The organism is Streptomyces sp. NRRL F-5135, from assembly GCF_000719775.1.
Taxonomy (GTDB): domain Bacteria; phylum Actinomycetota; class Actinomycetes; order Streptomycetales; family Streptomycetaceae; genus Streptomyces; species Streptomyces hebeiensis.
In genome coordinates this window covers 302,205-322,208 of sequence record NZ_JOHR01000014.1, presented here as the reverse complement: position 1 = coordinate 322,208, position 20,004 = coordinate 302,205, and the positions used below count along the sequence as shown (strand labels likewise).

Here is a 20,004-nt window from a genome sequence, read left to right as displayed (position 1 = left end):
AAGTACGTCCGGTCCATCGACGACGCCGATCCTCCGCCTTGCGATCGCACGCACCAGACGCCGCGAGCCCCGCCCTGCGGGCGGACGGCGCTACTTTCGCAACACGCCCTAGGGCCGCCGCGGGCCCGGGGCTTGCGGGAGGTGCCCGGGCCCGCGGGAGGCGCCCGGACCTGGTCCGCGCGCCGACGCGTACTATCGTGCTCCGGGTTTTCCTGCGCTCGGGAAGGCGGCGGTGGGCCATGGCACCGAGGTCCCAAGGGACGTCGAAGCGGTCGGACAGTGCGGGCGACGCGCCGGACACGGTCCGGAAGGCGCGTGCCAGCAGCGCCGCACCGCCCGCGAACGGCCCCCTCCCCGCGACCACCGGCTGGCTGCTGCGGGGCAAGGACGGCCGGCTCACCGCCTATGCCCCCGTCGCCGACGGAGTGCTCCGCTGGACCGAGCGACGGCCCGGCGGCCCCGACTGGACCGGGCCGGAAACGCTGGCGGCGCCCGGGCTGCTGCCGTACCTGTCCGTGGCGCGCAGCACGGAGGGGTACGTCCACCTCGTGGGCGTACGGAAACGGCCTCGCGCGGACGGGCCCGCCGAGACGGACCTGGTGCACGCCGTCCAGTTCCAGACCGGCCGCCCGCTGCGGGACTGGGCCTCGCTCGGCAACCCGCACGGCAAGGACAGGGACAAGGGCGAGCGGATCGGGATGCCGTCCGCCGTGCTGGACCGCACCGGCTCCGTCCATCTCTTCGTGCGCAACGCGAACGGCGGCCTCTCGGCGAAGAACCAGTCCACGACCGGCCGCTGGCAGCCCTGGGGCGGTGCGACCCCGGAGGAGACCCTGACCGGCGAGGCGGCCGCCGCGACCACCGACGGGGGAGTGGTCGACCTGCTCGTCCCGGCCGACGGGGCCGTGGTGCGCTGGCTGCGCGAGAAGCCGGACGCGCGGCTGGAACGCGCGGACGAGGAGCCCGGGGCGGTGGACATCGCCCCCGGCACGCTCACCGCCGAACGCACCGGGCCCGGCCGGCTCACCCGGTTCTGGCGCGCCGAGGCCGACGGCAAGGTCCGCGCCTGGCGCCCGGGTACCCCGCCGACCGGCCTCGGCGGCCCCGGCTCCGGCCCCGTCGCCCTGCTGCGCACCCCGGTCGACGGCCACGACTGCACGATCCTGGCCCACCGGGGCCCGGACGGCCGCCCGTACATCGCCGCGTACCCGACGGAGGACGAGGCGGCGGGCCTCCACTGGACCCCGAGCGGCACCCCGTGCACCGGCGCCCCGGCCCTGGCGCTGGACGGCGCGGGCCGGGTGGTCCTGGCGGCATTCGACGAGGACGGCGGACTGCGGGTGGCGCGGCAGAAGGAGGAACCGGGCCTGGCACTGGCGGCCTGGCGGACGGTCTGACGTACGGGTTGCACCCGCGCGGCGACTGTACGGACGGACGGGCCGTTGACCGTACGGACGCGGCCGGTGCGGCGGCCGTACGGGCCGGACCCGTACGGACCGGGGCCCGCGCGCTCGAACGGCCGGGCCGGTACGGAGGCTTCCGCTTCCGTACCGGCCCGGCCGCCACAGCCGTCGGCGCGAGCCCGCGGCGGGTCCGCGCTAGGCCGGCACGCTCGCCACTCCCGGCGCCAGGAACGGCTTGCCGTTCACCCGCTCCGCGATGCCCTCGCGGTCCAGGTACGGCGTGATGCCGCCCAGGTGGAAGGGCCAGCCGGCGCCCGTGATCAGACAGAGGTCGACGTCCTGCGCCTCCGCGACGACACCCTCGGCCAGCATCAGAGAGATCTCCCGCGCCACCGCGTCCAGCACGCGCTCCCGCGTCTGCTCCTCGGTGAGCACCACATCGCCCTGCTTCAGGAGCGCGGCCACCTCCGGGTCCAGCTCGGGCCGCCCGGAGTCGTACACGTAGAACCCGCGCTTGCCGGCCTTGACGACCGCCGCGAGGTTCTCGGAGACCGTGAAACGGTCCGGGAAGGCGTCGTGCAGGGTCTGAGAGACGTGCAGGCCGATCGCCGGGCCGACCAGTTCCAGCAGCACCAGCGGCGACATCGGCAGCCCGAGCGGCTCGACGGCCCTCTCGGCCACCGCGACCGGCGTGCCCTCGTCGATCACGTTCTGGATCTCACCCATGAAGCGGGTGAGGATGCGGTTGACGACGAACGCGGGCGCGTCCTTGACGAGCACCGCCGTCTTCTTCAGCTTCTTCGCCACCCCGAACGCCGTGGCCAGCGCCGCGTCGTCGGTCCGCTCGCCCCGCACGATTTCCAGCAGCGGCAGGATCGCGACCGGGTTGAAGAAGTGGAAGCCGACGACCCGCTCCGGGTTCTTCAGCTTCGAGGCCATCTCCGTGACCGACAGGGAGGAGGTGTTGGTCGCGAGGATCGCGTGCGCCGGGGCGACCGCCTCCACCTCCGCGAACACCTTCTGCTTGACGCTCATCTCCTCGAACACGGCCTCGATGACGAAGTCCGCGTCGGCGAAGCCCTCGGCCTTGTCCAGCACGCCCGAGACCAGACCCTTGAGCCGGTTCGCCCTGTCCTGGTTGATCCGGCCCTTGAGCAGCAGCTTGTCGACCTCGCCATGGACGTACGAGACGCCCTTGTCGACGCGCTCCTGGTCGATGTCCGTCAGGACGACCGGCACCTCCAGGCGGCGCAGGAACAGCAGCGCCAACTGCGAGGCCATCAGGCCCGCGCCGACGACCCCGACCTTGGTGACCGGCCGGGCCAGTGACTTGTCCGGCGCGCCGGCCGGCCGCTTGGCGCGCTTCTGCACCAGGTTGAAGGCGTAGATCCCGGACCGCAGTTCGCCGCCCATGATCAGGTCCGCGAGCGCCCGGTCCTCGGCGTCGAAGCCCGCCTGGAGGTCCCCGTCCTTGGCGGCGGCGATGATGTCGAGCGCGCGGTAAGCGGCCGGGGCCGCGCCGTGCACCTTCGCGTCGGCCACGGCCCGGCCGCGGGCCACCGCCGCGTCCCAGCTCTCGCCCCGGTCGATCTCGGGCCGTACGACCGCCAGTTCGCCCTTGAGTACGGCCGCGGTCCAGGCCAGCGACTGCTCCAGGAAGTCCGCGCCCTCGAAGATCGCGTCCGCGATGCCCAGCTCATGCACCTGGGCGCCCTTGAGCTGCTTGTTCTGGTTCAGCGAGTTCTCGATGATCACCGAGACCGCGCGCTCCGCGCCGATCAGGTTCGGCAGCAGCACACAGCCGCCCCAGCCCGGTACCAGGCCGAGGAAGACCTCGGGCAGGGAGAAGGCGGGCAGCGCCGCCGACACCGTCCGGTACTGACAGTGCAGACCGATCTCGACGCCGCCGCCCATGGCCGCGCCGTTGTAGTACGCGAACGTCGGCACCGCCAGCGCGCCGAGCCGCTTGAAGACCTCGTGGCCGCCCCGACCGATGGCCAGCGCGTCCTCGTGGCGCTTCAGCAGCTCCACGCCCTTGAGATCGGCGCCGACGGCGAAGATGAACGGCTTGCCCGTGACGCCGACGCCGACGATCGAGCCGTCCGACGCCTCCTTCTCGACCTGGTCCAGAGCCGCGCTCAGGTTCGCCAGCGACTGCGGGCCGAAGGTCGTCGGCTTGGTGTGGTCCAGGCCGTTGTCCAGCGTGATGAGCGCGAAGCGGCCCGCGCCGGCCGGCAGGTCGAGATGGCGGACGTGCGCCTGCGTCACGACCTCGCCGGGGAAGAGCTCGGCTGCGCCCTTCAGCAGTTCAGCGGTCGCGCTCACTTGTTTCCTCCGTCGAAGTGCGGGTTCTCCCAGATGACCGTCGCGCCCATGCCGAAGCCGACGCACATCGTCGTCAGGCCGTAGCGGACCTGTGGCTGGGCCTCGAACTGCCGGGCCAGCTGCGTCATCAGCCGGACGCCGGAGGAGGCCAGCGGGTGGCCGAAGGCGATGGCGCCGCCGTACTGGTTGACGCGCTCGTCGTCGTCCGCGATGCCGTAGTGGTCGAGGAACGCCAGCACCTGCACGGCGAACGCCTCGTTGATCTCGAACAGCCCGATGTCGGAGATCGACAGCCCGGCCTTGGCGAGCGCCTTCTCCGTCGCCGGGATCGGGCCGTACCCCATGACCTCGGGCTCGACGCCCGCGAAGGCATACGAGACGAGCCGCATCTTCACCGGCAGGCCCTGCTCGCGCGCGAAGTCCTCGGCGGCGATGAGCGAGGCGGTGGCGCCGTCGTTGAGCCCGGCGGCGTTTCCGGCGGTGACCCGGCCGTGCGGGCGGAACGGCGTCTTCAGCCCCGCCAGCGACTCCAGCGTGGTGCCGGGACGCATCGGCTCGTCGGCGGTGGCCAGCCCCCAGCCGGTCTCCCCGCCCTCGGGGCTGGTCCGGCGGACGGAGATCGGCACCAGGTCCTGCTGGATCAGGCCGTTGGCGTACGCCTTGGCGGCCTTCTCCTGCGAGCGGACCGCGTACTCGTCGGCGCGCAGCCTCGTCAGGTGCGGGAAGCGGTCGTGCAGGTTCTCCGCGGTCATGCCCATGAAGAGCGCGGAGTCGTCCACGAGCTTCTCGGAGACGAACCGCGGGTTCGGGTCGACGCCCTCGCCCATGGGGTGACGCCCCATGTGCTCCACGCCGCCGGCCACGACGACGTCGTACGCCCCGAAGGCGATGGAGCCCGCCGTGGTGGTCACGGCGGTCAGCGCGCCCGCGCACATCCGGTCGATCGAGTACCCGGGCACGGACTGGGGCAGCCCGGCGAGGATCCCGGCCGTACGGCCGAGGGTGAGCCCCTGGTCACCGATCTGCGTCGTCGCGGCGACGGCGACCTCGTCGACCCGGGCGGGGTCGAGGTCCGGGTTGCGGCGCAGCAGCTCCCGGATGGCCTTCACAACGAGGTCGTCGGCGCGGGTCTCGTGGTAGATGCCCTTGGGGCCCGCCTTGCCGAACGGGGTGCGGACGCCGTCGACGAAGACGACGTCCCTGACGTTACGAGGCACGATGGCTCTCCTCCAGGGTGCGGGGTGGCACTGCTGCCGCACATCGACACTGCCTCACAAACCTCCGCCCACGCGGCGGAGCCGCATATCGAGCACAGCCTCCCTTTCGACAGCGGCGCGCCCCTTCGGCTCACTTGCCGACGGAGGTGCCCTCCCCGCACATATCAGGCGCCCCCGGCGGGTGTCGCCCGGAGGCGAACCGGGCCCCGGACATGGGTGTCAGCCGAACGGAGTGACCAGCAGGGGGACGCGGCGCAGGTCGTCGAGCGTGCACGTCAGTCCCGCCAGCGCGCAGATCACGCGGAAGCCGATGGAGTAGTCCGGCGCGCCGGGCTCGAGGTAGTCGAGGTCGGCCGTGCCGGCCGCCACGAACGCGGCACGCAGTTCGGCGGGCATGTTCGGGAGGTCCGTCGCGAGATCGAGGTCGTCGACGTTGATCCACGCGAGTTGCTCCCCGTCGACGGCGTAGGCGAGGCTCGCGTCCGCGTTGATGGAGAACGTGGTCGTGGCCGCCGTCCGGCCCTCGGCGGACAGCGACGGCGTGCTCTCCTCCGTGGTGGAACCGGAGTCGTCATAGACGAAGGTCCACGCGCCGACCCGCCCGGCCAGCAGCGCGCCGGAGTCTCCCGGCTGCGTGCCGAGTGCCGCGGCGGGGAGCGAGGTCCACTCGTCGGGCTTGCCGGCGGGCAGTTCGCAGGGCCTGAACAGGTGGGGTACGGCGCCCAGCGTCTCCAGCGCTCGCGCCGGTTCCAGGCCGCGTACGACATGCAGACTGTGGTTCGGATCGTCGGCGGCCAGGTCATTGATCCAGAGCGGGGTCCCCTCCTCGTCGAGCGCGTGCGGCGGGAATGCGCGTATGGGCATGTGCGATCTCGTCTCCTGGCGTGCCGGTACGTGCGTCTCCTCCGGCGGGACGCGGCGCGAGTCACCGTAGCCCGACCCGAAGCCGGGGGTCCGGCCGCCTGCGCCACCGACCCGCCGGTTCCCGGAGCACGCTCCCGCCCACCCCCGGTCCGGTCCGCCGGAACCGCGCCCGCCGCTACGCTTCCCCGCCGCCCGGAGCCGAAGACGTGAGCGCCGCCGTCAGCAGGGGGGTCACCTGTTCCACCTGCCACGGCCGGGCGCCGTGCGACGTCAGGGCGTACGCCACCGCTTCCGGCGTCACGTCCCGCGGCGGTTCCCAGCACACCCGGCGGACCGTGTCCGGCGTGATCAGGTTCTCCTGGGGCATGCCGAGCCGCTCGGCCAGTTCCGTGACGGCCGCGCGCGCCGCGGAGAGGCGTGCCGCCGCCGCCGGATCCTTGTCCGCCCAGGATCGGGGCGGGGGCGGGCCCGGGGTCTGCTGGCCCGGCTGGGGGAGGTCCGAGTCCGTGAGGCCGCGCGCCCGGTCGACCGCCGCCTGCCACTGCTCCAGCTGACGGCGGCCCATGCGGTGGCCGAAGCCGGGCAGCGCCATCAGGGCCTGTACGTGGGTGGGCACCGCGAGCGCCGCCTCCACGATGGCCGCGTCGCTCAGCACCTTGCCCGGCGAGACGTCACGCCGCTGCGCGACCTGGTCGCGGGCCGTCCACAGCTCCCGTACGACCGCCATCTGGCGGCGCCGCCGGACCTTGTGCATTCCCGAGGTGCGCCGCCACGGGTCCTTGCGCGGCGGCGCCGGCGGGGCCGAGGCGATCGCGTCGAACTCCTGCCGGGCCCACTCCAGCTTGCCCTGCCGGTCCAGTTCCTTCTCCAGCGCGTCGCGCAGATCCACCAGCAGTTCCACGTCGAGCGCGGCGTAGCGCAGCCAGGGCTCGGGAAGCGGCCGGGTCGACCAGTCCACGGCGGAGTGGCCCTTCTCCAGCGCGTACCCGAGGACGTTCTCGACCATGGCGCCGAGGCCGACCCGGGGGAAGCCCGCCAGCCGGCCCGCCAGCTCCGTGTCGAACAGCCGGGTGGGCGTCATGCCTATTTCCCGCAGGCACGGAAGGTCCTGCGTCGCCGCGTGCAGGATCCACTCCGCGTCCGCGAGGACCGCGCCGAGGCCGGACAGGTCCGGGCAGCCGACCGGGTCGATCAGAGCCGTGCCCGCGCCCTCGCGACGCAACTGGACGAGGTAGGCGCGCTGCCCGTACCGGTAGCCGGACGCGCGCTCGGCGTCGACGGCCACGGGCCCGGTGCCGGCGGCGAACGCGGCGATCACATCGGCGAGCGCCGCCTCGGTGGCGATCACCGGCGGCACGCCCTCCCGGGGCTCCAACAAGGGAATCGGCGCCGATTCGACGTCGTCCGGGGGCTGCGACATGAGCGGCTGCCGCCGCGGGCCCCCGGTGGTGCGCAGTGCCGGCTCTGCTGCGGTCTCTTGGGCGTCGGTGGCGTCGGTCACCTGTCAAGGGTATCGGTGAACGGAAGGCGCCCGCCGACGGAACGTTCCGTCGGCGGGCGGTGGCGGGTCGGAAGCGGTCAGTGAATGATGCCGGTGCGCAGGGCCACGGCGACCATTCCGGCCCGGTCGCCCGTGCCGAGCTTGCGCGCGATCCGGGCGAGGTGGCTCTTCACGGTCAGCGCGGACAGTCCCATCGAGACGCCGATGGCCTTGTTGGACTGCCCCTCGGCGACCAGTCTGAGCACCTCGACCTCGCGGCCCGACAGCTCGCGGTAGCCGCCCGGGTGGCTCGGGGCGCCCGGGGGGCGGCGGTGCAGCCGGGGCCCGGCGCCGATGGCGGCGGCGCCCGGCCGGGTCGGGTGGCCGATGTTCGTACGCGTGCCGGTGACGACATAGCCCTTGACTCCGCCCGCGAGGGCGTTGCGTACGGCGCCGATGTCGTCGGCGGCGGACAGGGCCAGGCCGTTGGGCCAGCCCGCCGCGCGGGTCTCGGACAGCAGGGTCAGCCCGGAACCGTCGGGCAGGTGGACGTCGGCTACGCAGATGTCGCGCGGGTTGCCGACGCGGGGGCGGGCCTCCGCGATGGACGACGCCTCGATGACGTCACGTACTCCGAGGGCCCACAGATGGCGGGTGACGGTGGAGCGGACGCGTGGGTCGGCCACGACGACCATGGCCGTCGGCTTGTTCGGGCGGTAGGCGACCAGGCTTGCGGGCTGCTCGAGGAGTACGGACACCAGGCCTCCTGGGGGGAAGGTGCGGGACGGGGCCGGCTCAGGGGATGAAGCCGGGGCGGTCCGTGCGTTGAAGGGTCATTGACCTCTTCGGCAGCAATCCCGCCCGCCTTTAGAGAATGATCACGATTTGGTGAGTAACAATTCGGGCAATTCGGATGGGTGATCGATCGTCCGGTGGGCGGTCGCGGCCGGATTCCGAGTCCGCCCCACGCCCGTCCGGCGTTCATGTCGCCCTCGGGCGGCGAGTGGTGTGGGTGCTGGCTATTCGCCCGGCTTTGTCCGTGTTCGCTTCCTGGGGATCCGCGGGCATGCGTACGGCGTGCGTATCGCGTCCGCCCGTACCGCATCAGCGCGCCTGGGGGCCGCGGCGTTGCGGCAGGGACACGACACCTGCTGCCGGTCCCGTGTCCCCGGCGCCCGTCAAGGGGCCGGGGGTCGTCGGCGGCATGCCCGCCACCTGGCAGAGCAGGTCGCACCACGCCGCCAGGTGCGCGGCCGTGTCCGGGGCCCCGGACCGGTCCTCGCACGGGGTCCAGGACGCCCGGATCTCGATCTGGGTCACCGGGGGGCGCTCGGCGAGCCCGCCGAAGTAGTGCGACCCGGCGCGCGTGACCGTTCCACTGTCCGCTCCGTGCGTCAGTTCCCGCGCGTCGAGCGCGCCCGTCAGCCACGACCAGCACACCTCCGGCAGCAGCGGATCGGCGGCCATCTCCGGTTCCAGTTCCGCCCGGACGAGGGTCACCAGCCGGAACGTCCCCTGCCACGCCTCGTGTCCGGCCGGGTCGTGCAGCAGGATCAGCCGGCCGTCCGCCAGGTCCTCGCCGTCCACCACGGCCGCCGCCTCCAGGGCGTACGCGTACGGCGCCAGCCGCTTCGGCGGCGGCGTCGGCTCCAGCTCCACGCCGGGCCGGGGCCGCGCCGACCGCAACGCCTCGACAGCCGCGCGGAACGCGGACGGGGTGGGGTCGCCCTCCGTGCCGCCTCGTTCCTCGGTGCCGTCGGAATGATCGGAGTGATCGGAGAACTTTCCCTGCGCCGCAGCCATGCGGGGAAGAGTAGGCGGAACCCGCCTCTCGTGCGGGGAGGGACACCCGGGCCGGGCCGGGCGCTTCCGCGGTCGTGCGAAGATTCTGGACGTGAGCGCGATCGACCGCCCCTCGGGCCAGCAGACGAAAACGCATGAATCGCCCTTTATGAAGGCATGCCGCCGAGAACCGGTGCCGCACACGCCGGTCTGGTTCATGCGGCAGGCGGGGCGTTCGCTGCCGGAGTACCTGAAGGCGCGCGAGGGGATTCCGATGCTGGAGTCCTGCATGCGGCCGGAGTTGGTCACGGAGATCACGCTCCAGCCGGTGCGGCGGCACAAGGTCGACGCCGCGATCTACTTCAGCGACATCGTCGTCCCCCTCAAGGCCATCGGCCTCGACCTCGACATCAAGCCGGGCATCGGCCCCGTCGTCGCCGAGCCCATCCGCTCGCGCGCCGACCTCGCCCGGCTGCGCGCGCTGACGCCGGACGACGTCTCGTACGTCACCGAGGCGATCGGGCTGCTCACCGCCGAACTGGGCAGCACCCCGCTCATCGGGTTCGCCGGGGCGCCCTTCACCCTGGCGAGCTACCTCGTGGAGGGCGGCCCGTCCCGCAACCACGAGCACACGAAGGCGATGATGTACGGCGATCCGGAGCTGTGGGCCGAACTGCTCGACCGGCTCGCGGACATCACCGCCGCCTTCCTCACCGTGCAGATCGAGGCGGGCGCGAGCGCCGTGCAGCTTTTCGACTCCTGGGTCGGCGCGCTGGCCCCCGCCGACTACCGCCGCTCCGTCCTGCCCGCCTCCGCCAAGGTCTTCGACGCCGTCGCGCCGTACGGGGTGCCGCGCATCCACTTCGGTGTCGGCACGGGCGAGTTGCTCGGCCTGATGGGCGAGGCGGGCGCGGACGTCGTGGGCGTCGACTGGCGCGTTCCCCTGGACGAGGCCGCCCGCCGGGTCGGCCCCGGCAAGGCGCTCCAGGGCAACCTCGACCCGGCCGTCCTGTTCGCCCCGACCGAGGCCGTGGAGGCCAAGACCCGCGAGGTGCTGGACGCGGCGGCCGGGCTGGAGGGCCACGTCTTCAACCTGGGCCACGGCGTGCTGCCGACCATGGACCCCGACGCCCTGACCCGGCTCGTGGAGTACGTGCACACGCGGACGGCCCGGTAGGGCCCGTCGCCGCCCCGCGCTACGCGCCCGCCTTCCGCACCACCGCCGTCGCCCTGCGCGCCGCGACCAGGACCGGGTCCCACACCGGGGAGAACGGCGGGGCGTAGCCGAGGTCGAGCATCGTCATGGCCTCCACCGACATCCCCGCGGTCAGCGCGACCGCCGCGACGTCCACGCGCTTGGCCGCGCCCTCGCGGCCGACGATCTGCGCGCCCAGCAGCCGGCCCGTGCGGCGCTCCGCGAGCATCTTCACCGTCATCGGGGCCGCGCCCGGGTAGTAACCGGCGCTGTTGGTGGACTCGATCGTCGCGGTGACGAACTGCAGGCCCGCCCGGTGAGCGTCCTTCTCGCGCAGCCCCGTCCGCGCGATCTCCAGCTCGCAGACCTTGCTGACGGCCGTGCCGACGACCCCGGGGAAGGTGGCGTAGCCGCCCGCCACGTTCGCGCCGATGATCTGGCCGTGCTTGTTCGCGTGCGTGCCCAGCGCGATGTGGCGCTCGGCGCCGGAGATCAGGTCCAGCACCTCCACGCAGTCGCCGCCGGCCCAGATGTTCTCGTACCCGCGCACGCGCATCGACCGGTCGGTGAGCAGTCCGCCGTGCGCCCCGACGGGCAGCCCCGCGGCGCGGGCCGGGCCGGTCTCCGGCTCCACGCCGATACCGAGGACGACCACGTCCGCCGGGTACTCGGCGTCGTCGGTGGCCACGGCGCGTGCGCGGCCGTCCCCGCCCGTGCGGATCGCGGAGACCGCCGCGCCGCCGACGACCGTGATGCCCATCCCGGTCATCGCCTCCCGCACGAGCCGGCCCATGTCCGGGTCGAGGGTGGCCATGGGCTCCTCGTCGCGGTGCACGACAGTCACCTCGTAGCCGCGCTTCAGCAGCGCCTCGGCCATCTCCACACCGATATAACCCGCGCCGACGACCACGGCGCGCCCGCCGCCGCTGCCGGTCAGGGTGTCGAGCAGCGCCTGGCCGTCGTCGAGGGTCTGGACACCGTGCACGCCGGGGGCGTCGATGCCGGGCAGCGGGGGCCGTACGGGCCGGGCGCCGGTCGCCACGACCAGCTTGTCGAAGCTCGTCCAGCGCTCGGTACTCCCGGAGCCGGAGCCGGCCTTGGAGTCGCGTTCCGGGCCGGAGCGGGCGTCGCGGCCCGAGCCGTCCGGGAGTTCACGGGTGCGCACCCGCTGCCCCTCGACGTCGATCTCCGTGACCTCCGTGCGCATCCGCAGGTCGATCGAGCGCGCCCGGTGTTCCTCCGGGGTGCGGGCGATCAGGGCGTCGCGCCCCGGGACGTCGCCGCTCACCCAGTACGGGATGCCGCAGGCGGAGAAGGAGGAGAAGTGCCCGCGTTCGAAGGCGACGATCTCCAGCTCCTCCGGGCCCTTCATCCGGCGGGCCTGCGACGCGGCGGACATGCCCGCCGCGTCGCCGCCGATGATCACCAAGCGCTCAGCCGCCATCGTGTGTCCTCCGGTCCGTGTCCCCGCCTACACGCGGACGCCATCCGTCCCGATGCCGTCCGTCGTGTCGGTGTCATCCGTATCGCTGTCCGCGGGGGCACGCTACGCGGGCTCCCGCGCTCACTCCTGTCCCGGGGTCCCCTCGGCCGCCGGGACGGCCGCCGGCCGCCTCCGCGCGGGCGGCCGGGGCAGCCGGCCGCGCACCAGCCGCCACAGCGCGTACAGCGCCGCGAACGCCACCGCGAACGGCGTCACCGCGCCGACGCCCACCGCGATCCACCGCAGCGTGGCAGTGAACGCGTCCCAGCCGCCGGCCAGCGCGTCGAGGAACCCCGGATCGTCCTCCTTCCCGTTCTCCGCCGCGGGAGTCTCCGTCAGTTCGAGCGTGATGGTGGCCAGCGTCGTACGGTCCTTGAGGGCCGCCTGCTGGGCGAGCAGCGATTCGAGCGCCGCCTGGCGGGTGCTCAGCTCGCCCTCCAGCTCCACCACGTCCGAGAGCCTGTCGGCCCGGTCCATCAACTCCCGTACCCGGGCGACGCTCGCCCGCTGCGACGCGACCCTGCTGTTCACGTCGACCACCTGGTCGGTGACGTCCTTGGCCTCGCTGCCGCGCGCGATCAGCGTGCCGGTGCCCGCCAGTTCGGCCAGGACGGAGTCGTACTCCCGTTGCGGCACGCGCAGCACGACAGTCGACATCACATGGCCGTCGTCGGTCCGTTCGGTGGACTCGTTCTCGACCAGACCGCCGGACCGCTCGGCCGCCGAGCGCGCCGTGACGAGCGCCTTGGCGGTGTCCTCGACGCCCACGGTCAGGCGTGCCGTGCGGATGACGTGGCTGCCGGGCAGCGGTGCCTTCGCCTGCTGCCCCTTGGCGCCGGACCCGGCGGAGGGGCCCGCGGCACCCGACCGGCCGGACTCGCCCGCCGCACCGGACGCCTGCGACCCGTCCGCCGCGTCGGCCGCGGAGCTTTGGAGCGCCTTCTCGTCCTCGCCGCCGAAGCCGCATCCGGTGAGAGTGACTGAGACGGTGAGCAGTGCCGCCGCGAACGCGGGCATCGCACGCATAAGACCCCCCTGGGTACTTTCCACGAATGGTGACGGTTCGACGTGAGGGACGGCCGAGCGGGTTTCCTGTTCCCGGTACCGAAGTGGTCACGGCCGGGACTCGGTACGGGGGGGTCGGTACGACGGTGCGGTACGGCGGCGGTTCGGCGCGGCGGCGGGTCGGTACGACGGTTCGGTACGGCGGCTACGGGCGAGGCGCCCGGCGGCGCCGGGGGAGGGCCCGTCTGAGACAGTGGGCACATGGAGTCGAGCGCTCAGAACGTGGACACGAACCCGGGCCATGTCGTCGTCATCGGCGGCGGGATCGCCGGCCTCGCCGCAGCTCACCGGCTGCTGGACGCCGGGGTCGGCGTCACACTCCTGGAGGCCACCGACCGGCTCGGCGGCAAGCTCCGCGCCGGGGAGATCGCGGGCGCGCCCGTCGACCTGGGCGCCGAGTCGATGCTCGCGCGCCGGCCCGAGGCCGTCGACCTGGCCACCGCCGTCGGACTCGGCGAGCGGCTGCGGCCGCCCACCGCGGGCACCGCGGCCGTCTGGACGCGCGGGGCGCTGCGGCCGATGCCCAAGGGCCATGTCATGGGCGTTCCCGGCGACGCCGCCGCCCTCGCGGGCCTCCTCTCCGACGAGGGGACCGCCCGGATCGCGCGGGAGGCGGAGCTGCCGCCCGGCGAGGTCGGCGACGATGTCGCGGTCGGCGCGTACGTCGCCGAGCGGCTCGGCCGCGAGGTCGTCGACCGGCTGGTGGAGCCGCTGCTCGGCGGGGTGTACGCGGGCGACGCGTACCGCATCTCCATGAAATCCGCCGTGCCCCAGCTGTTCGAGGCGGTCAGGACCCATGGCTCCCTGCTGGACGCCGTCCGCGCGGTCCAGGGGAGGACCGCCGCGGCTCCTCGGCCGACGGGCCCCGCGGACGCCGTCTTCGCGGGCATCGAGGGCGGTGTGGGCCTGCTGCCGGGCGCCGTCGCGGACGCCGTACGGGCGGCGGGCGGCGAGATCCGCACCGAGACGCCCGTACTCGGCCTGTCCCGTACCGAGCACGGCTGGCGGGTGCGCACCGACCGGCAGACCCTGGCCGCCGACGGTGTCGTCCTGGCCACGCCCGCCTGGTCGGCCTCCGCGCTGCTCGCCGACGAGTCCCCGGCCGCGGCCGCCGGACTGGCCGAGGTCGAGTACGCCTCCATGGCGCTGGTGACCCTGGCCTTCCGCCGCGCCGACCTCGCCGGACTGCCCGACCTCAGCGGTTTCCTCGTGCCGCCGGTCGACGGCCGCACGATCAAGGCGTCGACGTTCTCCACCCGCAAGTGGGGCTGGGTCGCGGACGGCGCGCCCGACCTGTTCGTCCTGCGTACCTCGATCGGGCGGTACGGCGAGGAGGAGCAGACGCACCGCGACGACGCCGATCTGGTCGACGTCTCGCTGCGCGACCTCGGCGAGGCGGTCGGGCTGGCCGCCCGGCCCGTCGCCACCGAGGTCACCCGCTGGGTCGGCGGTCTGCCGCAGTACCCGGTCGGCCACCAGGCCAGGGTCGCCCGGATCCGCGAGGCGGTCGCCAAACTGCCCGCCCTGCGGGTGTGCGGCGCGGCGTACGACGGGGTCGGCATCCCGGCCTGCGTCGCGAGCGCCCGGCGCGCCGCCGACGAGATCATCGCCACGTCCACCCCGGCGCGAGGCGCGGGCCGGGGCGCGGGAGAATAGCCGTATGACTGCTGCACCGGAGAAGACCCCCAACGCGGGCAAGAAGGCCAAGGACCTGAACGAGGTCATCCGCTACACCCTCTGGTCCGTCTTCAAGCTGCGCGACGTGCTGCCCGAGGACCGCACCGGTTACGCGGACGAGGTCGAGAAGCTGTTCGAACAGCTCGCCGCGGAGGACATCACCGTGCGCGGCACGTACGACGTGTCGGGGCTGCGCGCCGACGCCGACGTCATGATCTGGTGGCACGCGGAGACCGCGGACCGGCTCCAAAACGCGTACAACCTCTTCCGCCGCACCCTGTTCGGGCGGGCGCTCGAGCCCGTCTGGTCGAACATGGCCCTGCACCGGCCCGCCGAGTTCAACAAGTCGCACATCCCGGCCTTCCTGGCCGACGAGACGCCCCGCGCGTACGTGAGCGTCTATCCCTTCGTGCGGTCGTACGAGTGGTACCTGCTGCCCGACGAGGAGCGCCGCAAGATGCTCGCGGACCACGGGAAGATGGCCCGCGGCTACCCGGACGTGCGCGCCAACACGGTCGCGTCGTTCTCGCTCGGCGATTACGAGTGGGTGCTGGCCTTCGAGGCCGACGAGCTGCACCGCATCGTCGATCTGATGCGCCATCTGCGCGGTTCCGAGGCCCGGATGCACGTCCGGGAGGAAGTCCCGTTCTACACCGGCCGCCGCAAGTCCGTTGCGGAGCTGGTGGCGGGCCTGGCCTGAGCCGGTCCGGACCGGGTAGCCGGGACCAGGGTGCCCCGGCAGGCCGGGCCCCCGGGCGCCCGGGAGGTCCGGGTCCCGGGTCCCGACGCCCGGGAGGTTCGGGAGGACGCCCTCCGGGGAGGCGAGGCGCGGGCTCGGCCAAGTCTGTGCGAGCCTAGGAGAGATGTGGGTTTGGTGACCGGGACGGCTCGTGGTGAGCGCCCGGCCGCCCCGCCCGGAAGATCAGACGACCGGCGGCAGTTTCCGGCTGCTCGTCGGCTCGTCCAGCGACACCGGGTTCGGCTCCGGGTTTCCATCGGCCGCTGACCTGTGGAAACGTGCTGGCCTGCGGGGAGAACCAGGTTCTTCCCCGCTCCGGCGCGTTCCGCACGCGAGGCGGCCGATGGAACCCGGGTCGGTGCTCCCACGGGGCACATCGCGATCTGCCGCCCGCATGGGCCGGCCTTGAGCACGGGCGCGGCCCCGGTGGTGCCAGGGGACGCCGGCTGGAGGGCCGCACCAACGTCCGAGCGCGAGCAGTACGTGGCTGCCGAGGGACAACCTGACAGTCCTCAGCGAACTCCAGCGCGGAGGCGCCCGCTCACGAAGTTCAGACCAGAGCTGGCTGCACCGGCTCAGGACGTAGCTCGATACCGGTCGACTTCGCCACAGCGGAGGCCATTATCCGCAGCCCCGCAGCGAACCCTGCAGCCGTTGCCCCGTCCCGGACCGTCACTGTCAGTGTGCGTTGAGTTGAGCAGTACACCCCGGGAGCGAGGCGCCGTCCCGGACCGTGGCCGCACTGCTCCAGAAGCCAGCCCGCGCTCGCGCGCGGCACGCCCTCCGCGTCGCGGTATACCGGTCCGCCGGCCGCCCGCACCTCCTGCGCCAGCCGGTCGGTCACGCGCGGGTTCAGGAACACGCTCCCGGCCTGCCGCATGTCCGGCCCGTGTATGGGGAGGGTGAGGCCGCGCGCCTGCCGGTCGGCGACGACACCGGCGGCGGCCTCCGCGAGCGGCGGCCGCGCACCGATCGGTACGTCGAGCGCCTGGGCCAGGTGCCCGTACACCACCGGCGCCGCGCGAGCGCTGCGGACCAGCTGAAGGGTGACGGTCAGGATCGTCCACCGGCCCGGCTGCGTTTTGAACACCGACGAGCGATATCGGAACTGGCAGCCAGCGGCATTCAGGCGCACCGTGCGGCCGTGCTGCCAGTCCCATGCGGCCACGGCCGTGAGCCGGTCGGCGATCTGCTGCCCGTACGCGCCGGCGTTCTGCACGGGTGCGGCCCCGGTGGTGCCGGGGATACCGCCGAGGTATTCGACCCCCGACAGGCCCTCAGCGACCGCGTACGCCACCAGACGGGCCAGCGGTTCGCCGGCCTGGACCGTTACCTCCACCCGGTCATCGTCGACGGCGCGGGCCCCGATGCCGCGGGTTGCCATCCGGATCACCGGGCCCGGGTAACCGTGGTCAGCGGCGAGGATGTTGCTCCCGCCGCCGAGGACGAACGGCCGCCGTCCCTCCACGGCTCGGACGACCTCGTGCCACGCGCCCCGGCTGGTGTGGGTGAGCCACGAGTCGGCAGGGCCGCCGAGGCGGAGGGTCGTGTGGTCGGCCAGTAACTCACCCACGAGGACTCTCCTTCTCAGACGGCTGAGACGGTTTTGAGTGCCAGGGCTCGCAGCGGTGCGATACGCGACCGGGCGGGCCCGTGGTAGACCGCGTTCGTGCAGATCGCCAGGTACCGGCCGACTGCCGGCGCCAGGTACAGGCTGGTGCCGGTGAACCCGTGGTGATACGCCACCTGCCCGCCCGCGGCGAGAATCCAGGACAGGCCGCGGTCGAGCCCGCGTTCGATGGTGGCCTGCGGCACGAGGCTCGCGCGCAGCCACATCCCCAGCGGGTCCCGGTCACCGGCTCGGTAGGCGGTGAGCAGGGCCTCCCCGAAGCGGGCCAGGTCCCGGGCGGTGGAGAAGACGCCGGCGTGCCCGGCGATCCCGCCCAGCAGCCCGGCGTTGTCGTCGTGAGGGGCGCCCCAGATACGCGGGGCGCCGGGGATGCGTTGCTCGGTCGGAGCCACGTTCCGGCCGCGGCCAACTGGCCCGTACACCGTGGCGGTCATTCCGAGGTCCTGCCACATCTCGGCAGCGAGCGCATCCAACGGCCGGCCGTGCACGTGGGCGAGCGCCAGGCCGAGCAGGATGTATCCGCGATTGATGTATCGGTGCCCGCCCGGGGCTTCTTCCAGCGGCTCTCGACACAGCAGTTCGTGGAGCGGAGTTCCCTTTCCCCGGTAGAGGTCAAGCCGAGTCGAGGCCCGAAGTCCTGACGTATGCGCGATGAGTTGACGTACGGTCGCCTCGCCACTCGGCGCCTCTCCACTCATGGGCGGCAGGTAGCCGCGGACGGGCTGGTCGAGATCGAGCAGTCCGACGTCCAACGCACGTCCGACCAGCGGCCACGTTGCCACCACCTTGGTCAACGAGGCGACGTCGTACACCGTGCTCTTGTCCGGCGCGTCAGCGCCCAGTTCCGGGGCCACGGTGCCCATGGCCAGCACGTCACGCTGCCCATCGCGGGTGCCGCATACGATGACGCCGCCCGGAGTGCCGCCGTCGGACACGACGTCGGTAAGCGTGTCGCTCAGACGTGCCAAGTCGTCAGCGGCGAACGGGGTCACGGGCATGGTCGGGCCTCCGGGATGGTGGTGATGTCGGCTCCCAGCGTGGCCAGATTCGACAGCAGATGGCCGTAGCCGCGCCGGAGGTGGTACATGCCGCGGATCGTAGAGGTGCCTTCCGCCACAAGTCCGGCGAGTAGCAGAGCTGTGACTGCTCGGATGTCCGACGCCTCCACCTGCGCCGCCCGCAGCCGCGACGCTCCGTGTACCAGGACGGCCGGGCCTTTGGAGGAGATCGCCGCACCGAAGGCCGTCAGCCCGTGGAGATGGGTGTCCCGCTGAGGGTAGATGCGCTCCGTGATCTGCGAGGTGCCGTGTGCCTGGGTGAGCATCGCCGCCAACTGCGGCGCTGTGTCCGTGGGCAGTCCAGGGTGCGGTCCGGTCGCGGCCTCCACCGCTCGGAGCGGCCCCGCAGGCGGCATGTGCACCTCACCCCCCGGCGTGTCGGCCAGATAGGCACCGGCGTCGGCGAGCGCGGCCGTCAGCCCGTCCGGGAGGTCGGCCGTGGTGATACCGCCGAGGCGGATGCTCCCGCCGGTCGCCGCCGCTGCCATGATCATGGTTGCCGCCTCGATCCGGTCCCCGGCCACCACGAACGTGCCGCCCGCGATATGCGCCGATCCGGTCACATGCAGCCCTGCGGCGTCCCAGTGGACGTGCACGCCGCGGTCGGCAAGGAATGCTGCTGTCTCGGTGACCTCCGGCTCGATGGAAGGGCTGATGATCAGGCTCGTGCCGGGAGCCCGAGCGGCCAGCAGCAGAGCCGTCACGGTCGCTCCGAGGCTCGGCCCGTACGGGGTGCCGACATCGACCGCGAACGGCCTCACGCCGCCCGGCCCGCACTGGGCGAACATTCCGGTCTCATTGTTGCTGACCACCGCGCCAGCGGCCTCCATCGCCGCCAGATGCCGGTCAATCAGCCGGGCACAGACGGCATCCCCACCAGGCCAGGGGAATGCGACCCGCCCACACCGAGCGAGCACCGCGGCGGCCAGGACGCACGTGGTACGCACTCGGCGGCCTAGCTGGGAATGGATCACTGGCTGCACCCGGTTAGCCGGGGCCACGGTGAACTGACCACCCGTGACGGTGGCCTGGGCCCCCGTGTGGGTGAGGATCCGCGCACACACGTCCGTATCGAGGATCGCCGGCGCGCCGAGCAGCGTCACCGGGGCATCCACCAGAAGCGCCGCGGCGTACAGATGCAGCGCCACGTTCTTGCTGCCCTGCACCGTGATCCGTCCCGAGAGTGGGCGGCCGCCGGTCACCTGTACGACCACGTCGTCCGTCACCGCCGAAGAAGGCGAGGCCACGGCGCTCACCGGATCCGGGAACCGGCAGGCAGGACACCGCCCACGTGGTCGCGCGGATAGATCACCGCGCCGGGCCCGATCAGTGTCCCGGGGGAGAGGACCGTACCGGCCGGGAGCGCCACACCATCACCGATGACCGCACCGAACTTGGTCTCTCCCGTGCCGATGCGTCGGCCGCCGAGCGTGACCGTGATCTCGTCCATCGCCGGTTCGATGACCGGCCCGGTGCAGCGCAGCCCCGTCGTGGAGCAAAAAGCACCGACATTGACACCCCGTCCGACGATGGAGTCCCCGATGAACGAGGGGTGCTTCATGAAGCAGCCCCCGGCGAGGAGGCTGCGAGCGATCTCCGCGCCGAATCCGACCTGGCAGCCAGGGCCGACCACGCTGTGATCACGGACCACGGCGCCCCGGGAGATGACCGCGCCGGAGCAGATCAGGACCGGACCGACGACCCAGGCGCCCGCCTGGACGCGGGCGCCGGCCTCCACGATGACCTCACCGTCCACGACCGCGCCGGCCTCCACGACGCCGCGCTCCGAGGGCAGCAGCCCGGTCGCGGCAGGAGAGTCCAGACCCAGCGTGATGGCGCCCTTGACGTCGAAGACCGTCCGGCACGTTGCCAGCAGCCCCTCCACGAAGCCCCCGAGTCCCGCCGCCTGGACGTAGTAGCTCGGAGTGAGACGGACATCCACGGCGTCTGTCCCGGCCGTGGAAAGAGTGGGATTGGAGAGTTGCACCAGAGACCTCCCAGGTGCCCGAAGGAAGCGGCCTGCGGATGCCGGCCGCCGCGCTCCAAGCGCACCGCACCAGCCCCCTTCACGGCAGCCCGTAGTCGT

The 20,004-nt window shown here is 73.0% G+C and carries 16 protein-coding genes; 4 read left to right on the top strand and 12 right to left on the bottom strand.

The window, feature by feature from the left end; genetic code table 11:
• Nucleotides 1-239 precede the first annotated feature (239 nt).
• Nucleotides 240-1,397, top strand: a complete 1,158-nt coding sequence (locus IG02_RS0125410; protein WP_030752586.1) for a hypothetical protein — start codon at nucleotides 240-242, stop codon at nucleotides 1,395-1,397.
• 201 nt (nucleotides 1,398-1,598) lie between these two features.
• On the opposite strand, the gene IG02_RS0125405 is transcribed toward IG02_RS0125410, so the two are convergent.
• The 6 genes from IG02_RS0125405 to IG02_RS0125380 all read right to left on the bottom strand — a co-directional run bounded on the left by IG02_RS0125405 (nucleotide 1,599) and on the right by IG02_RS0125380 (nucleotide 9,092).
• Nucleotides 1,599-3,728: a 3-hydroxyacyl-CoA dehydrogenase NAD-binding domain-containing protein gene (locus tag IG02_RS0125405; RefSeq protein ID WP_030752582.1), complete on the bottom strand. Its 2,130-nt coding sequence runs from the start codon at nucleotides 3,726-3,728 to the stop codon at nucleotides 1,599-1,601.
• A complete protein-coding gene (locus tag IG02_RS0125400) occupies nucleotides 3,725-4,945 on the bottom strand; it encodes a thiolase family protein (protein WP_030752580.1) in 1,221 nt (406 codons plus the stop codon). The genes IG02_RS0125405 and IG02_RS0125400 overlap by 4 nt, the downstream gene beginning before the upstream one ends.
• 219 nt (nucleotides 4,946-5,164) lie before the next feature.
• Complete coding sequence (locus tag IG02_RS0125395; protein WP_030752577.1) at nucleotides 5,165-5,809, bottom strand: hypothetical protein; 645 nt, start codon at nucleotides 5,807-5,809, stop codon at nucleotides 5,165-5,167.
• Between the two features lie 175 nt (nucleotides 5,810-5,984).
• Nucleotides 5,985-7,310 (bottom strand): HRDC domain-containing protein, encoded by a 1,326-nt coding sequence (locus IG02_RS0125390; protein WP_030752571.1) that lies wholly within the window; start codon nucleotides 7,308-7,310, stop codon nucleotides 5,985-5,987.
• Nucleotides 7,311-7,387: 77 nt separating this feature from the next.
• Nucleotides 7,388-8,047, bottom strand: coding sequence for a response regulator transcription factor (locus IG02_RS0125385; RefSeq protein ID WP_030752569.1), 660 nt, complete (start codon nucleotides 8,045-8,047; stop codon nucleotides 7,388-7,390).
• 346 nt (nucleotides 8,048-8,393) lie between these two features.
• The gene (locus IG02_RS0125380; RefSeq protein ID WP_030752567.1) at nucleotides 8,394-9,092 is read right to left on the bottom strand and encodes a DUF3000 domain-containing protein; all 699 of its coding nucleotides are present in this window, start codon (nucleotides 9,090-9,092) and stop codon (nucleotides 8,394-8,396) included.
• 91 nt (nucleotides 9,093-9,183) lie between these two features.
• Here IG02_RS0125380 and hemE point away from each other — a divergent pair, with 91 nt between their 5' ends.
• Nucleotides 9,184-10,248 (top strand): uroporphyrinogen decarboxylase, encoded by a 1,065-nt coding sequence (gene hemE, locus IG02_RS0125375; protein WP_030752564.1) that lies wholly within the window; start codon nucleotides 9,184-9,186, stop codon nucleotides 10,246-10,248.
• Between the two features lie 19 nt (nucleotides 10,249-10,267).
• Here the strand turns inward: hemE and IG02_RS0125370 are convergent, their stop codons facing one another.
• Together IG02_RS0125370 and IG02_RS0125365 are read right to left on the bottom strand one after the other, a co-directional pair.
• A complete protein-coding gene (locus IG02_RS0125370; protein WP_030752561.1) occupies nucleotides 10,268-11,710 on the bottom strand; it encodes an FAD-dependent oxidoreductase in 1,443 nt (480 codons plus the stop codon).
• 120 nt (nucleotides 11,711-11,830) lie between these two features.
• Nucleotides 11,831-12,775, bottom strand: coding sequence for a DUF4349 domain-containing protein (locus IG02_RS0125365; protein ID WP_037804154.1), 945 nt, complete (start codon nucleotides 12,773-12,775; stop codon nucleotides 11,831-11,833).
• A 240-nt stretch (nucleotides 12,776-13,015) separates the two neighbouring features.
• Here IG02_RS0125365 and hemG point away from each other — a divergent pair, with 240 nt between their 5' ends.
• A complete protein-coding gene (gene hemG / locus IG02_RS0125360) occupies nucleotides 13,016-14,470 on the top strand; it encodes a protoporphyrinogen oxidase (protein ID WP_030752556.1) in 1,455 nt (484 codons plus the stop codon).
• A 4-nt stretch (nucleotides 14,471-14,474) separates the two neighbouring features.
• Nucleotides 14,475-15,191, top strand: a complete 717-nt coding sequence (hemQ, locus tag IG02_RS0125355) for a hydrogen peroxide-dependent heme synthase (protein ID WP_030752554.1) — start codon at nucleotides 14,475-14,477, stop codon at nucleotides 15,189-15,191.
• A 589-nt stretch (nucleotides 15,192-15,780) separates the two neighbouring features.
• Here hemQ and IG02_RS0125350 read toward each other — a convergent pair.
• The 4 genes from IG02_RS0125350 to IG02_RS36960 are packed head-to-tail and all read right to left on the bottom strand — an operon-like array spanning nucleotide 15,781 to nucleotide 19,905.
• Entirely contained in the window at nucleotides 15,781-16,803 is a 1,023-nt protein-coding gene (locus tag IG02_RS0125350; RefSeq protein WP_051765706.1) for a UDP-N-acetylmuramate dehydrogenase, read from the bottom strand.
• 14 nt (nucleotides 16,804-16,817) lie between these two features.
• Nucleotides 16,818-17,858 carry a serine hydrolase domain-containing protein gene (locus IG02_RS0125345; RefSeq protein WP_030752547.1) on the bottom strand — a complete coding sequence of 347 codons (1,041 nt, stop codon included), beginning with the start codon at nucleotides 17,856-17,858 and terminating at the stop codon, nucleotides 16,818-16,820.
• Nucleotides 17,849-19,174, bottom strand: coding sequence for a UDP-N-acetylglucosamine 1-carboxyvinyltransferase (locus tag IG02_RS0125340; RefSeq protein ID WP_078854794.1), 1,326 nt, complete (start codon nucleotides 19,172-19,174; stop codon nucleotides 17,849-17,851). The genes IG02_RS0125345 and IG02_RS0125340 overlap by 10 nt, the downstream gene beginning before the upstream one ends.
• Nucleotides 19,171-19,905 carry a hypothetical protein gene (locus IG02_RS36960; RefSeq protein ID WP_158712382.1) on the bottom strand — a complete coding sequence of 245 codons (735 nt, stop codon included), beginning with the start codon at nucleotides 19,903-19,905 and terminating at the stop codon, nucleotides 19,171-19,173. Before IG02_RS36960 ends, IG02_RS0125340 begins: the two co-directional genes overlap by 4 nt.
• Nucleotides 19,906-20,004: the final 99 nt, after the last annotated feature.

Coding starts and splice junctions, on each gene's coding strand:
- IG02_RS0125410 (WP_030752586.1), top strand. CDS start 240: ATGGCACCGAGGTCCCAAGGGACGTCGAAGCGGTCGGACAGTGCGGGC.
- IG02_RS0125395 (WP_030752577.1), bottom strand. CDS start 5,809: ATGCCCATACGCGCATTCCCGCCGCACGCGCTCGACGAGGAGGGGACC.
- IG02_RS0125380 (WP_030752567.1), bottom strand. CDS start 9,092: ATGGCTGCGGCGCAGGGAAAGTTCTCCGATCACTCCGATCATTCCGAC.
- IG02_RS0125370 (WP_030752561.1), bottom strand. CDS start 11,710: ATGGCGGCTGAGCGCTTGGTGATCATCGGCGGCGACGCGGCGGGCATG.
- IG02_RS0125365 (WP_037804154.1), bottom strand. CDS start 12,775: ATGCGTGCGATGCCCGCGTTCGCGGCGGCACTGCTCACCGTCTCAGTC.
- hemG (WP_030752556.1), top strand. CDS start 13,016: ATGGAGTCGAGCGCTCAGAACGTGGACACGAACCCGGGCCATGTCGTC.
- hemQ (WP_030752554.1), top strand. CDS start 14,475: ATGACTGCTGCACCGGAGAAGACCCCCAACGCGGGCAAGAAGGCCAAG.
- IG02_RS0125345 (WP_030752547.1), bottom strand. CDS start 17,858: ATGCCCGTGACCCCGTTCGCCGCTGACGACTTGGCACGTCTGAGCGAC.